The sequence below is a fragment of the Sinomonas sp. G460-2 genome (assembly GCF_047759905.1).
In the GTDB taxonomy this organism is placed as follows: domain Bacteria; phylum Actinomycetota; class Actinomycetes; order Actinomycetales; family Micrococcaceae; genus Sinomonas.
The window spans coordinates 31047-45726 of sequence record NZ_JBKZWT010000004.1 but is presented as its reverse complement, the minus strand read 5'-3'; the positions used below and the strand labels follow the sequence as shown (position 1 = coordinate 45726).

At 68.1% G+C, this 14680-nt stretch carries 12 protein-coding genes; 11 read left to right on the top strand and 1 reads right to left on the bottom strand.

Features of this window, described 5'->3' with window-relative positions:
* Positions 1 to 43 precede the first annotated feature (43 nt).
* The 11 genes from ACLN58_RS01160 to ACLN58_RS01110 all read left to right on the top strand — a co-directional run bounded on the left by ACLN58_RS01160 (position 44) and on the right by ACLN58_RS01110 (position 13237).
* Positions 44 to 1843: an ABC transporter permease subunit gene (locus ACLN58_RS01160; RefSeq protein ID WP_415853440.1), complete on the top strand. Its 1800-nt coding sequence runs from the start codon at positions 44 to 46 to the stop codon at positions 1841 to 1843.
* Positions 1843 to 2610, top strand: a complete 768-nt coding sequence (locus tag ACLN58_RS01155; RefSeq protein WP_415853439.1) for an ABC transporter ATP-binding protein — start codon at positions 1843 to 1845, stop codon at positions 2608 to 2610. Before ACLN58_RS01160 ends, ACLN58_RS01155 begins: the two co-directional genes overlap by 1 nt.
* A gap of 188 nt (positions 2611 to 2798) precedes the next feature.
* Entirely contained in the window at positions 2799 to 3779 is a 981-nt protein-coding gene (locus tag ACLN58_RS01150) for an acyl-CoA dehydrogenase family protein (RefSeq protein ID WP_415853438.1), read from the top strand.
* A gap of 263 nt (positions 3780 to 4042) precedes the next feature.
* Positions 4043 to 4846, top strand: coding sequence for a 1-deoxy-D-xylulose-5-phosphate synthase N-terminal domain-containing protein (locus tag ACLN58_RS01145; RefSeq protein ID WP_415853437.1), 804 nt, complete (start codon positions 4043 to 4045; stop codon positions 4844 to 4846).
* Positions 4839 to 5843, top strand: a complete 1005-nt coding sequence (locus tag ACLN58_RS01140) for a transketolase family protein (protein WP_415853436.1) — start codon at positions 4839 to 4841, stop codon at positions 5841 to 5843. Before ACLN58_RS01145 ends, ACLN58_RS01140 begins: the two co-directional genes overlap by 8 nt.
* 52 nt (positions 5844 to 5895) lie before the next feature.
* Entirely contained in the window at positions 5896 to 6792 is an 897-nt protein-coding gene (locus ACLN58_RS01135) for an NAD(P)-dependent oxidoreductase (protein ID WP_415853435.1), read from the top strand.
* Positions 6789 to 8252, top strand: coding sequence for an NAD-dependent succinate-semialdehyde dehydrogenase (locus ACLN58_RS01130; protein ID WP_415853434.1), 1464 nt, complete (start codon positions 6789 to 6791; stop codon positions 8250 to 8252). The genes ACLN58_RS01135 and ACLN58_RS01130 overlap by 4 nt, the downstream gene beginning before the upstream one ends.
* Before the next feature lie 41 nt (positions 8253 to 8293).
* Positions 8294 to 9175: an enoyl-CoA hydratase/isomerase family protein gene (locus tag ACLN58_RS01125; RefSeq protein ID WP_415853433.1), complete on the top strand. Its 882-nt coding sequence runs from the start codon at positions 8294 to 8296 to the stop codon at positions 9173 to 9175.
* Positions 9172 to 10680, top strand: a complete 1509-nt coding sequence (locus ACLN58_RS01120; protein ID WP_415853432.1) for a CoA-acylating methylmalonate-semialdehyde dehydrogenase — start codon at positions 9172 to 9174, stop codon at positions 10678 to 10680. The genes ACLN58_RS01125 and ACLN58_RS01120 overlap by 4 nt, the downstream gene beginning before the upstream one ends.
* Positions 10681 to 10727: 47 nt before the next feature.
* Positions 10728 to 12422, top strand: a complete 1695-nt coding sequence (locus ACLN58_RS01115) for a thiamine pyrophosphate-dependent enzyme (protein ID WP_415853431.1) — start codon at positions 10728 to 10730, stop codon at positions 12420 to 12422.
* A gap of 74 nt (positions 12423 to 12496) precedes the next feature.
* The gene (locus tag ACLN58_RS01110; RefSeq protein ID WP_415853430.1) at positions 12497 to 13237 is read left to right on the top strand and encodes a YoaK family protein; all 741 of its coding nucleotides are present in this window, start codon (positions 12497 to 12499) and stop codon (positions 13235 to 13237) included.
* Positions 13238 to 13244: 7 nt separating this feature from the next.
* Here ACLN58_RS01110 and ACLN58_RS01105 read toward each other — a convergent pair whose 3' ends face one another.
* A complete protein-coding gene (locus ACLN58_RS01105; RefSeq protein ID WP_415853429.1) occupies positions 13245 to 14642 on the bottom strand; it encodes an amidohydrolase family protein in 1398 nt (465 codons plus the stop codon).
* Positions 14643 to 14680 lie beyond the last annotated feature (38 nt).

Genomic DNA, 14680 nt, shown 5'->3' with positions numbered 1-14680 from the left:
CACCGAATCGTTCACCGCTCTGCGGAGATTGGCGGCATCTTCCTTGTCCCGTCGGGCCGTCCGCGTCTCGCTGGGACTCCTGATCGCCGTTCTGGCTCTGTTCCCGATATTCTCCGCTGACCTCTACTACCAGAACCTGGTCATCCTCGCGCTCGTCACTGCGATCGGCGCGTCGGGCCTGAATATGATTGCCGGGTACTCCGGATACATGTCGCTCGGCCACGGGGCATTCCTTGGCATCGGCGCCTACACAGCTGCGATCCTGGTCAAACAGACTCAGGCGACCCCGTTCCTGTGGGTGCCGGTGGCCGGCCTGGCCGCCGCGGCGGTCGCCGTCGTGCTCGGGGTGGTCGCCATGCGGGCCAGAGGCGCGTCGTTCGCCATCATCACGGTGTCGATCAATTTCCTTCTGCTGCTCATCGCGCAGAACTGGACGGGGCTGACCAACGGTGACGGAGGGATGTACTTTCCGCTGCCGGCATGGGACGAGGGAATTCAGAACTGGCCGTTCCATTTCCTCTTGGTTGCGATCCTCGCGCTGACGATCCTCACGTCGTGGTTCGTGGGGCGCACGCGATTCGGCATGGGTCTCATGGCGATCCGCGACGACGAGACGAAGGCCGAGACCATCGGCGTGAACACGCGGATCTACAAGGTTCTCGGATTCGCGATCAGCGCATTCTTCGTCGGCATGGCAGGAGCGGCGTACGGCTATTACGTCGCATCGGTCGAGCCCGTCGCCGCATTCGGCCTTCTGGTCAGTGTCCAGTTCGTGGTCGCCATGCTGCTCGGGGGGCCCGGAACGCTGTGGGGTCCGGTGCTGGGCGCCTTCGTGGTCGAGACCGTCAACGAAGTCGCCAACAACCAGCTCGGCGGGGGGAACGTCCGTCTGTTCATCTTCGGCGGACTGCTCGTTGTCGTTGTGCTGGTCCTTCCGCGCGGTGTGATCCCGTCGATCTCAACGTGGTGGCGCAGGCGGGGACGATCCGCCGAGGTGGGAACCGTTGTCTCGCCGCCGGGAAGAGTCCCATCCTTCATGTCCCGAGATCACGGGCGAGAGCACGGCGCAACCCCGCCCCCGATTCTCGAAGTGCGTGAGGTGTCCAAGCGCTTCGGGGGACTCGAGGTCCTGGGCGGCTGTTCGTTCAGCGTCCCAAGCGGCAGCGTGACGGGTCTGATCGGCCCGAACGGGTCGGGCAAGACGACTCTGTTCAACATTGTCGACGGGTCGATGTCCTTGGATGCGGGTGCCGTCCATTTCAAGTCGACGAACGTGACCCACAAGCAGCCCTGGCAACGCTCGCACGCCGGATTGGCCCGGACCTTCCAGATCACCCGGGTGTTCCCCAGCCTGACCGTCCAGGACAATCTGCTCGCGCCGCTCCGGGAGACGACGTTGACGTCGATGTATTCGAGCGCCGGCCGTGGGGGAGAGGTGGAGCGTGCTCGAGAGCTGCTCGAGTTCGTGGGCCTGGAACGGTACGCGGGGACAAACGCCGGCGCCCTCTCGTACGGCCAGCGCAAATTGGTCGAGTTCGCCCAGATTCTGATGCTGGACCCCGAACTGGTCCTGCTGGACGAGCCGTGCGCCGGCATCAACCCGAGCCTGATAAATCATCTCGGCGACATGATCGGAGAACTGAACAGGCGCGGAATGTCGTTCCTCGTGGTCGAGCACAACATGCCGTTCATCCTTGCGAGATGCGACCACGTGGTCGTGCTGGCGAACGGATCGGTCATCGCGGACGGCACACCGGCCCAGGTCCAGGACGACCCGGCCGTTTTGGATGCCTACCTCGGCCACGACTACGAGCGGCCGCTTGCCCGAGGGGTTGTGAACTGATGCTGAAGGTAGCTGGGATCACCGCCGGATACGGAGCCGGAGACGTGCTCCAGGGCGTCGACTTTTCCTTGGACGCCGGAGCGATCGGCTGCATCGTCGGCCCGAACGGAGCAGGCAAGTCGACTGTCCTCAGTGCGATCAGCGGTTTGCTCCGCCCCCGGGCGGGTCAAATCCTCCTGGAGGGCGAGCCGATCCACGGTCAGGACCCTGCGGCAATCGTGGCGGCCGGGGTCAGTCAGGTCCCCCAGGCGAACGGCCTGTTCGCAAACCTGACCGTCCGTGAGAACGTCCTCATGGGTGCCTGGGTCATTCGACGCAACTCCCGCCTCGTGCGACAACGGCTGGCTGAAGTCGAGGGACTGTTCCCGATGGTGGGAGAGAGGTGCAGCGAACGCGCCGGGAATCTCTCCGGCGGTCAGCGTCGACAGGTCGAGTTCGCCCGGGCGCTGATGCTCCGCCCCCGACTAGTCCTCCTCGATGAGCCGACCCTGGGGCTGGACCCGAAGAACCTGACGATGCTCAGCGAGAGCATCCACGCCGTGCGTGACTCGGGGGCGACGGTGCTCCTGGTCGAGCAGCAGGTGAAGTTTGGTCTGAGGATCGCAACGCACGGGATCGTGATGGACCGAGGAAGGGTCGTGATGGCCGCGACCGCGGAGGCAGTGCTGAACAACCCCGACATGGCGCGAATGTACTTCGGCGGCTCGCCCGCGGCGGCCGCGAGCCCTGGCAGCAGAAAGCGAGAGGACGTGGAAAGTACTCAGTGATGATGGTGTGACGCAGCAGCTGGATCTGCGTCATCAGGTCAGGGACTATGTCTCGACGACGGTCGTCCCTGCCCGCAGTCGTCTCGATGCCGTCCGGCAACCGGAGGACTTTCCCTGGGACGTTGTGAGGCGGGGATGTGAACTGGGGCTGATTCGGCGGCGGCGATGCCGACGTCGCGACGCTGGCCATGGTCGCGGAGGAACTTGCCGCGGGCGATCTGAGCGTTGCCTACTTGTTCAAGCACAACTGGTGTTTCTCCCAGCTCGTGCGTAGGCTGCCCGAGCGGCTGCGGGGCGAGACGGTCTGGCGGGTCTGTTCTGAGCCGGAGTACCTCCTGGCCACTGCGGTGACAGAGGTCGGGAGCGGCAGCGACAACCACGTCCCCAGCGACGACCCCGCGCTCGGACTCCAGTTCCGAGCTGAGCCCGATGGCGACGGCTGGATCCTGAACGGCACCAAGATGATGATCACCAATGCGCGCATGGCCGGGATGTATTTCGTCTCTGCACGGACAGATCCCACGGTTCCTGCCAGCGCGGGAGCGACGATGTTCGCGGTCCCGGCCGAGACCGAAGGCATCGCGTTCGGCGAGCCCGACGACAAACTGGGCCAGCGCACCTCGATCCAGTGCGACGTCCATTTCACCGACTGCCGCATCCCGGGTGATCTGGCCGTCTCGGGTGTCCGGGGAGGCCATGGGGACGGTCCGAGCGGCGCCAACATCGCCTCGAACCTCGTCAAGGCCGCGATGTCCGTCGGAGTGGCTAGATCCGCGTTCCAGGAAGCGCTGCAGTGGTCCACCGAGCGCGTACAGGGCGGGTCGCTGATCTACACGCACCAAGTGGTCAGCCGCGATCTGGGGCGCATGAGGTCGGACATCGAGGCGGCCCAGTCGTATGTCCTGCGCGTCGCCAGGCTCTACGATGCGGTGGGACAGGACATGGACCACGCCATGGCCTACGGAGCCAACGTCTTCGCCAGAGAGATGGTGCTGCACGTGGCCCGCCTGGGGATGGAGATGTTCGGTGGGCGGGGCATGATGGGTGAATGGCCCGCGGAGAAGATCATGCGGGATGCCCTCACGCTCCAGCACGGCTTCGGCACCAACCCGCTGATGCTGATCACCATCGGCACGGCCGCAGCGGAAGAGGCCCTCCGCACGCGATGAGGTCCAAGAAGTCGTAAATACTGGCCCCGGCGATCTTTGCCGGGGCCAGTTCTCATGTGCGCCGCCCCTCGCGACCACGGACCGACTGTGTCGGCGACCACCCAGAACACCGGTATCCGCGCCACCTGCGCCGCCATGCCGCCTCGATTCCTTCTCGACGGATCCCAGTGGTTCGGTCGACACCCCCCTAGTGCTTGACGGAGGGACGACACCGGCTTAGCATCAATATTGGCTTAGCCACTTACAGTGAAGAAGGTATCTCGGTGGTCACGACGCAAACGACGAGGATTGCGCGTTTCGCGGATCGGATCCGGCTCAGGGCGGTGCGCATGGTCGCCCCGCATGGATTCGGCTATCTCGGACAGGCGCTTTCGTCGGCAGAACTTTTCGCCGCTCTCTACGGCGGGCATTACGACCCGAGCCGCGACCAGCTGGTCGTCTCGCCCGGTCACTACATCATCGCGGCGTTCGCCGCGGCACCGGAGGTCGGCGTGCTGGACGAGGCACACCTGGCCACCTACGGGATGGACGGCTCCTCGCTCGAGGCTATCGGGACCGAGCGGTCCCCGGCGGTGGACCTCACCTGCGGCTCCCTCGGGCAGGGCCTCTCGGGCGCCGTCGGGCTCGCCCTGTCCAATCGGATGCGGCGCAAGGACGACGCGCGAGTCTTCGCCGTCATCAGCGACGGCGAACTGGAGGAGGGCCAGATATGGGAGGCGGCGCTGTTCGCCGGGCACCACCGGCTGGGATCGCTGAATGTCCTCTTGGACGCGAACGACTCCCAGGTGGACGGGCCGGTCTCCTCGATCACCACCCTCGAGCCGATCGCGGCGAAGTGGGAGAGCTTCGGCTGGGCCGCCTTCGATGTGGACGGGCACGACGCCGAGGCCGTGGACGAGGCGATCGCCGCCGCCGTCGACGATCCGCGCCCCTCGATCGTCATCGGGCGCACGTCGACGGTCCACGGACTGTCAGTTCTCCCGGAGGGCGCCGACGGCCACTTCATCAAGCTGCCCGCCGAACTAGCCGGCGCGGCGATCGCGGAACTGGAGGCGCGCCTTGCGTAGTCAGCCCTACCCCACAGTCCTCAAGCCGTACGGCCAGGCTCTGGTCGATCTGGCCCTGCGCAGGCCGGAGATCGTGTGCATCACCGGCGACCTCACCCGGCAGACCGAGATAGACCTGTTCCAACAGCGCTTCCCGGAGAGGTTCATCCACGCCGGCATGGCCGAGGCGAACATGATCGGGATGGCGGGAGCACTGGCCAGAGAGGGGCACATCCCCTTCGTCCACACCTTCGGGGTGTTCGCAACCCGCAGGCCTCTGGACCAGATCATCAACGCGGTGGCCTACCCCAACCTCCCCGTGCGGATCGTGGGCTTCATGCCGGGCATCTCCAGCCCCGGAGGCCCCAGCCATCAGGCGATCGAGGACGTAGCGCTCATGCGCGCCATCCCGAACATGACCGTCGTCGATGTGGCGGACGCCGTCGAGATCCGGGAGGCCCTGCCCGCGATCGCCGACGTCGAGGGCCCGGTCTACCTCCGCCTCAAGCGAGGGGAGATCCCGGTCATCTTCGACGACGACCACGAATTCTCGCTGACCCGCGCACAGGTCGTGCTCGAGGGCGGCGACGTCGCCCTCATCGCCAACGGCATGATGCTCTCGGCCGCGATCTCCGCGGCGTCGCAGCTGGAGGAGGCGGGCGTGAGCGTGAAGGTCGTCAACGTCCCGGTGGTCAAGCCGCTCGACGGCGAGACCATCGCCGCGGCCGCCGCGGGCGTGCGCGCCGTCGTGACAGCGGAGAACCACTCGATCATCGGCGGCCTGGGCTCTGCCGTGGCCGAGGTCCTGGCCGAGCACGGATCGGGCACGCCCCTGCGCCGGGTCGGGCTCCGGGACACGTTCGCGGAAGGCTCTCGCAGCGCCCCGTTCCTCTTCAGGAAGTACGGACTGACCACCCAGGAGATCGTCGACCAGGCCTGGGAGGTCCTCGGCGAACCCGGTCCGGCCCCCCAGGCGCCGATCACCGTCGTCGCCGAGGGCGAATACGCGCCCGTGTGAGCGGAACACCGAAAACCCAGCTTCGAACCTGAACAGTTAGGACAAAGTCGTCATGAACACCGCACGAACGCTCGGCTGGCTCGGCACGGGACGGATGGGATCAGCGATGGCCCGGCGCCTCGTCGACTCCGGGCACACCGTGACCGCCTGGAACCGGACACCGTCCAAGGCCGAAGACCTCGCCCAGCACGGAGCGAAGGTCGCCGACACCATCGCCGACCTGGCGGCCAACGAGATCGTCTTCATCATGGTCTCCACCCCGAAGGACCTCGAGGAGGTCGTGACGGGCCCACAGGGGCTGCTCGCCGCGGCGCAGCTCCCGCAGGTCATCGTGGACTGCTCGACCGTCAGCCCGGAGACATCCGAGCGGGTCCGGGCCGCCGTGCAGGGGCGCGGAGTGGGCTTCCTCGCCGCCCCGATCAGCGGCAACCCCCATATGGTCGCCGGGGGCGAGGCGATCCTGGTCGCCTCCGGGCCCCGCGAGACATACGACCTGGTCCAGCCCTACCTGGACAGCATCGGGAAGACCTCGGTGTACGCGGGCGAGGCCGAGCAGGCACGCCTCGTGAAGATCTGCCACAACCTCTACCTGGGCATCATCGTCCAGGCCCTCTCGGAGGTGACGACCCTCGCCGAGAAGTCGGGGGTGCCCCGGGCCGCCTTCCTGGAGTTCCTGAACAACACCGTGCTCGCTACGGACTGGGTGCGCAAGCGCACCCCGGACCTGCTCTCGCTCGACTGGACGCCGACCTTCACCACCGAGCTGCTGCGCAAGGACTTCGACCTCGGTCTCGCCGCGGCGCGCTCCGGGGAGGTGACGATGCCGCTGGCGGCAAGCGTCATGCAGCTGATCCAGGCGGCGATCGGCCGCGGCTACCGCGATCAGGACTTCCTTTCCCTCTTTGAGGTGCAGGGCGCCTCCTCCGGGATGAAGCTGGGACCCCAATGATCTCGGCGGACATCGAGCTGCTCACACGCACGGTCCCGACCGGTCTCTTCATCGGCGGCACGTGGGGCGAGTCATCTGACGGCGCCACATTCGATGTGATCGATCCGGCCACGGAATCGGTCGTCCGCACCGTCTCATCGGCCTCGACCTCGGACGCCGTGGCCGCGGTCGACGCCGCCGCGGCGGCTCTGCCGTCATGGGGCAAGACCGCGCCGCGGGTGCGCTCGGAGATCCTCCGCCGCGCCTTCGAGCTCATTACGGAGCGCGTCGAGGAGCTCGCGTTCCTGATCTCGCTGGAGAACGGGAAGGCCCTGCCTGACGCGCGGGCAGAGGTGCGGTATGCGGCCGAGTTCTTCCGCTGGTATTCGGAGGAGGCCGTCCGGCTCGCCGGGAGCCTGCAGACGGCGCCGGCCGGCGGCTACAGGATCGTGGTCCAGCACGAGCCGATCGGGGTGGCCGTCCTCGTCACCCCCTGGAACTACCCGGCGGCGATGGCGACCCGCAAGATCGGTCCGGCACTGGCGGCCGGGTGCACGGTCGTCCTCAAGCCCGCCAGCGACACCCCGCTCACGGCGCTCGTCCTCGCCGACCTGCTCACTGAGGCGGGAGTACCGCCCGGGGTAGTGAACGTCGTGCCGGCGCGCCGTTCCGGGGCCGTCGTGGGCACGCTCCTGGCGCAGAACGCGGTCCGGAAGGTCTCCTTCACCGGTTCCACCGAGGTCGGGACCACGCTCCTGCACCACGCGGCCGACCGCGTCCTCAGCAGCTCGATGGAGCTCGGCGGCAACGCCCCGTTCCTCGTGTTCGCCGACGCCGACGTCGACGCGGCCGTCGGGGGAGCCATGCTGGCCAAGATGCGCAACGGCGGAGAGGCCTGCACTGCGGCCAACCGCTTCTATGTGCACGAGAGGGTCGCCGACGAGTTCGGCCAGCGCTTCGCCGCCGCGATGGAGGGCGTCAGGGTGGGCCCCGGCTACGCCGAGGGCACCGAGCTCGGGCCGCTGGTCAACGCCGCCGCGCGCGAGAAGGTCGCCTCCCTCGTGGAGGACGCCCTCGAGCGCGGCGCCCGGACCCGCACCGGGGGAGCGATCCCAGACAGGACGGGGTACTTCTACCCGCCCACGGTCCTGGACCAGGTGCCCGCCGACTCCAGCATCCTCGGTGAGGAGATCTTCGGGCCCGTTGCGCCGATCGTCCGGTTCTCGCAGGATGACGAGGCGATCGCGCTGGCCAACTCGACCGAGTTCGGACTGGTCTCCTACCTCTACACCCGCGACCTGAAGCGGGGCATGCGCGCCGCGGAGGCGCTCCAGTCCGGCATGGTCGGGCTGAACCGCGGACTCGTCTCGGACCCGAGCGCACCGTTCGGCGGAGTGAAGCTCAGCGGCCTCGGCCGCGAGGGCGGCCACGAGGGAATGCTCGAATACACCGAGGCCAAGTACATAGCTGTCGACTGGTGAGACCACCGAAGTCGCAGATAGGATTCGAAAGGAACAAGACAATGTCGTTGCAAGAATTCCTGCCGACACCGGAGTTCGAAGAATACAGCGAGTTCTTCAAGGACTTCTTCAAGATGACCCGCCGCGAGGACGGGGTCCTGCTGGTGCAGGCCCACACGCTCGGGGGCCCGATCCAGCTCTCGGTGCAGAACCACCGCGCGCTCGGGCAGATGCTGAAGGTCATCGGCGCGGACCCGAAGAACGAGGTCCTGATCCTCACCGGCTCCGGCGAGGAGTTCATGATGGACTCCGACCCCGAGGGCTTCGAGCTCGAGACCGAGGACATGCCGTACTGGGCGTACGAGTACGCCTACAAGGACGGACGCATCAACGTCAGCTCCCTCGTGAACGACCTCGAGATCCCCACGATCGGGATCATGAACGGCCCCGGCTTCCACTCGGAGATCGTGCTCATGTGCGACATCACGCTCGCGGCGGAGGACGCGACCATCTTCGACCTGCACTACGACATCGGCTCGGTGCCGGCCGACGGGATCCACAACGCCTTCCAGGAGCTCCTGGGAACCAAGCGGGCGGCGTACGCGCTGCTCACCGGCGAGGCCATCACGGCGGACAAGGCCCTCGAGTACGGCCTGGTCAACGAAGTGCTCCCGCGCCAGGAGCTGATCGAGCGGGCCCACGTGATCGCCGACCACATCATGTCCCAGCCACGCGTGACCCGGCGCCTGACAACCCAGATCGTCAGGCGCCCCTGGAAGCAGCGGATCGTGAACGACCTGGACGGGGGCTTCGGGATCCAGATGTTCGGGCACGTTGCCAAGCAGAAGAGCATCCACGGCAAGGAGCACATCGCCGGAACCGTGGACTACGTGCGCGAAGGGCGCAGGAACAACTTCGCCAGCCCGGTGGGAAGCACCCGATGATCGACCTCGCCACCACGACCGTTCCGCACTGGATCGGCGGAGGACGCCACAGCTCCGCGTCCGCCCGCACTGCGCCTGTGTTCGACCCGGCCATCGGCGTCCAGACCAAGTCGGTCGTCCTGGCCGACGTCGACGACGTCGAAGTCGCCGTCTCCGCAGCGGCGGGCGCGTTCCCCGGCTGGGCGAAGACCTCGATCGCCCGCAGGCAGGGGGTCCTGTTCGCGTTCCGGGAACTGCTCAACGCCCGCAAGCACGAGCTCGCCGAGATCATCACGGGCGAGCATGGGAAGGTGATCGGCGACGCGACAGGCGAGATCCAGCGCGGGCTCGAAGTGGTCGAGCTCGCCACCGGGTTCCCGCACCTGACCAAGGGGGCATTCTCCGAGAACGTCTCCACCGGGGTCGACGTCTACTCGGTGCGGGAGCCGCTCGGCGTCGTCGCGATCATCAGCCCGTTCAACTTCCCGGCCATGGTCCCGCTGTGGTTCGTCCCGGTAGCCATCGCCGCAGGGAACTCGGTGGTGCTCAAACCCAGCGAGAAGGACCCCTCCGCCGCGCTGTGGCTCGCCGAGCTCTGGAAGGAGGCAGGCCTGCCCGACGGGGTGTTCAACGTCCTCAACGGCGACAAGTCCGCCGTCGACGGCCTGATCCGCCACCCCAAGGTCGAGGCGGTGTCCTTCGTCGGCTCCACCCCCATCGCCCAGTACATCTACGAGAACTCCGCCAAGGTCGGCAAGCGGGTCCAGGCCTTCGGCGGGGCGAAGAACCACATGCTCGTCCTGGCCGACGCCGACCTGGACCTGGTCGCCGACCAGGCCATCAACGCCGGCTACGGATCGGCAGGGGAACGGTGCATGGCCATCTCTGTCGTGCTCGCCCTCGAGCCGGTCGCCGACCGGCTCGTCGCAAAGCTCCGCGAGAGGATCGGCAGGCTGCGGGTAGGCGACGGGCGCCGCGGGACCGACATGGGACCGCTGGTGACCGCGGAGCACCGCGAGAAGGTGGCCTCGTACATCGACCTCGCCGCCGCCGACGGGGCAACCGTCGTCGTCGACGGTCGCAACCCCTCCGTCGACGGCGAGCCCGGCGGCTTCTGGCTCGGCCCCACTCTGCTGGACGACGTCCCGGTCACCTCGCGGGCGTACACGGAGGAGATCTTCGGCCCGGTGCTCTCGGTCGTGCGGGTGGGATCGTTCGAAGAAGGCGTCGAGCTGATCAACTCGGGCAGGTTCGGCAACGGCACCGCGATCTTCACCAACGACGGCGGCGCAGCCCGGCGCTTCCAGCAGGAGGTCGAGGTCGGCATGATCGGGATCAACCTTCCGATCCCGGTGCCCGTGGCCTACTACTCCTTCGGCGGGGCCAAGGGCTCCCTCTTCGGCGACGCCAAGGCGTACGGGGCCCAGGGGTTCGACTTCTTCACGAAGGAGAAGACCATCACCTCCCGCTGGCTCGACCCCGCGCGCCACGGCGGCATCGACCTCGGCTTCCCCCAGAACGACTAAAGAACTGTCATGGACGACCCGAAGCCATCGATGCGGGAGGAGAGGCGATGAGAGGTCCGCAGCTGGTTGCCGACCAGACGGTTCCCGAAACAGCGGCCGCGGAGGGACCGGCCCTGACCGCCGGCCACGCGATCGTCCGGTCCCTGGAGCTCCACGATGTGGAGCGCATCTACCTGGTGCCGGGGGAGAGCTACCTCGAGGTGCTCGACGGGCTCCGCGACTCCTCCATCCAGAGCATCGTGTGCAGGCACGAAGGCGGGGCAGCCTACATGGCCGAGGCCGACGGCAAGCTCCACCAGAGACCCGGCATCGTGATGGTCACCCGCGGTCCCGGGGCGGCGAACGCCCACGTCGGCCTGCACACGGCGTGGCAGGACGCCACGCCGCTGGTGATGTTCGTCGGCCTCATCCCGTTCGGCCACCGGGACCGCGAGGCCTTCCAGGAATTCGACATCCGTGCGTGGTTCGACAGCGGGGCAAAGCGCGTGATGGTCCTGGACTCGGCCGAGCGCGCCTCCGAGATCGTCGCCGAGGCAATGTTCGCAGCGCGTTCCGGCCGCCCGGGGCCGGTGGTGGTCGGCCTGCCCGAGGACGTCCTCTGCCACCCGTTCGACGCCGCGCTCCATCCCGCGATCCCGGTCGCGGGCGGAGGGATGACCGAGCCGGATGCGGCGGCTCTGAATGAGGCGCTCTCTTGGGCGCAGAAGCCCCTGTTCGTCACGGGCGGCAACGACTGGACGGCCGAGGCCGCCGCGTCGCTCACGCGGTGGCTCGAACGCCACTCCATCCCGGCTGCCGCCGAATGGCGCCGGGAGGGGATCATCCCATTCGACTCCCCGATCTATGTCGGGCCGATCGGGTACGGCCGCCCACGGCCGACCTACGACCTCCTGGAGGAGACGGACCTGCTCGTCTTCGTCGGGACAGTCCCGGGCGATGTCATCACCGACGGGTTCCTGGCCCGGCAGGACTGGGAGAAGGAGAACTTCCTCGTCTCGATGGACCCGGCCCTCCGCGGCCGGTCCGGTGCGGTCTCCCGCCAGATCGTGGCGAAGCCGGAGGCGTTCGTCCGGGACCTCCAGAGGATCGAGCTCGGCCCGCCCCCGCAGTCGTGGCTGGCCTGGGCCGGGCGGATGCGCGCAGAGCAGCAGGCGTTCTCCGCACCCCCGTCCGCGTCGCCGCGGCCGGGGGCGGCCACCATGGACACGATGATGGCCCGCCTCGTCGCCTCGCTGCCTGACGATGCGACCGTGACCTTCGGCGCCGGGGAGCACACGAACTGGGCGCACCGCTACTTCCCTACCCGGTCGTTCGGTTCCATGCTCAGCGCCGGGAACGGCTCGATGGGCTACTCGGTCCCCGCAGCCGTGGTCGCCTCGCTCTCCTCGCCCGGGCGACGGGTGGTCACGATCGCTGGCGACGGCGAGTTCCTCATGAACGGCCAGGAGCTCGCCACCGCGAAGCAGTACGGCGCCACGCCGCTCGTGATCGTCATGGACAATCAGGAGTACGGGACCATCCGGACGCACCAGGAGAGGCATCACCCCGGCCGGATCTCGGGAACCCAGCTGGAGAACCCCGACTTCGCGCTCATGGCCCGCGCCTTCGGCGGATTCGGGGCGCGCGTGGAGCGGGACGATGAGATCCCGGAGGCCCTCGAGGCAGCGCTTGACGCCATCGACACCCAGGGCGTCTTCGCCCTGATCCACCTTCTGGTCCAGCCGCGAGTCCAGGCCTACTGAGCCCGCGGCCATCGGCCCACGCACCAGAGGCCAACGACCCAGACATCAACGACCGATATCAGGGAGCGAATTCCATGAGTGCCGAATTCCCGGCAGGACACCCGACCGGGCTGGCCCAAGATGATCCTAATCCGACAGGACGCGCCGGCGGGCCTCAGGGGGGCCGGAAGTGGGAGGTGCTCGATGTCCTGGCGCTCAACGTGGCGACGGGAATCGTGGAGTCGGTCTGCCTCGCCCACCTCGGAGGCCTGTTCGCCGCGTACGTGACAGGGACCGTCATCCTCGCCGGTGTCCACGCAGCGACCGGTCAGATGGCCGCGCTGCTGCCCTACGCGGTCGCATTCGCCGGCTTCCTCATCGGCGGCTTCGTCGGCGGCGCCCTCGTCCGGGACGGGCGACGCCCGAAGGCCTCCTACGTCCGGGCCCTCGCGGTGGAGGGGGGCTCGCTCGCGGCCGCCGCCGGGATCCTCCTCGTGCCCGGCATCCCCGAGGAAGCCGGGCATTCGGGGTCGCTGGCCCTGCTCGCGTTCGGCATGGCGGTGCAGTTCTCGGCGACGCGCCACCTCAACGTCGAGAACCTGCGCTTCGCAGCGGCGACAGGGCTCGTGCACAGCCTGGCCCACGAGGCCACGGCGGGCCGGGGGACCCCGCTGCATCTGACCCGGCGCCTTCTTGCCCTGGCGACCCTCTCCGGCGGCGCCGCCGTGGGGGCGCTCATCGGGCGCTGGAGCGTGGTGGCAGCGATCGCCCTGGCGACCCTGATTGTCCTGGGGTCCGCCGCCGTCGCAGCCGTCGCGCTGCAGCGGCGGCGGTAGCCGGCCCTCAGCCCTGACGGCAGGAGCTGAAGAGGATCCGCGGGGTGCCAGAACGCTCCAGCAGCCGCTGCCCCGATTGCCTCAGCGCCGCGGTGACGGCCTCGACGTCGGAATCGAGGAGGCGGCCCCCGGCTTTCCGGATGCGGCCGCCGACGATCACCATCTCGACATTGCTGGTGTCCATGAGCATGACCACGGCCCCGGTCGCGTGGTGGACCGGGCTCGCGTTGAGCGTGTTCGCGTCCAGGACGATGATGTCGGCCTGCTTCCCGGGGGTCAGGGAGCCGATCCGGTGGTCGAGATGGGCTGCGCGAGCCCCGTAGATGGTCGCCATCCGCAGGATCTCCCTGGTGTCGATCGCGGGATCCTCCACCGCCTCTCCGGCCAGCGCGCGTTCCTGTATGCGGCTGCGCTGGAGCGCGAACGTCGCCCGCATCGTCGAGAAGAAGTCGGTCGGACCGAGGGAGACCGCGTCGGTGCTCAGGGACGGCTCAAGACCGTGCCGCAGGGAGTGCTGAAGGCCGGACGCGCCGGTGCTGAGGGTCTGCTCGACATACGTCGACAGGCTCACACGGGCCCCGTTCCGCGCGATCGCCTCCCACGTGCTCTCCGCCAGCCCGGTGCAGTGGATGTATGTGCTCCGCTGCCCGCCGAGGCCCTTGGCCGTGAGCCGCTCCAGCTCGAGTCCTGCCGCGCGGTCGTTGATATGGGAGTACAGGGGAAGGTCCAGATCCTTGGCCAGCCGCCAGGTCGCCTCCTCGACGGGGGACCCCAAGGCGAGGGTGACGAGCTGGTCCTCCGATGTGAAGAACTCCTCGCGCAGGCGCACGGCGTCTCCGGGGTAGGCGTAGGACGGGTGCGGGGTGCTTCCGTTCGCCTTCGCGCAGTACGCGTACACCGCGCGGACCCCGGAGTCGTGGATGCCCCGGATCGCGGCGTCGGTGTGCTCGGGGGTCTCGGTGCACTGGGAGGTGTCCACCACGGTGGTGGTCCCGGCGTTGAGCTGTTCGAGGGCTCCGGCGTGCTCACCCCAGTAGACGTCCTCTGGGGTGTAGATGTGGAAGAGGGCCCGCTCCCCGCGCCTGGACTGGCGGAAGTAGTCCTCGGAGAGGGCGTCGCTCCAATAGCCGCGCAGCGCCGTCTGGAACATGTGGTGATGCGAGTTCACAAAGCCCGGCAGCACGATCCTGTTCTGGCAGTCGTACGAGACCGCGTCGACCGCGAGGTCAGGGCCCACCGCGGCGATGGTCTGCCCTTCCACGAGCACGTCAGCGCGTTCGAAATCGCCGAGGTCATCGTCCATCGTCATGACCAGGGCGTTGCGCAGCACGTAGCTGTCGGCGCGGAGGGCAGGCTCGCCCGCCTGCGGACCGGCCTGAGGCCGGGACACATCCGAATGATTCATCGTCGTCATACTCCTAGCACAGGGTCGCCGCGCTTCAC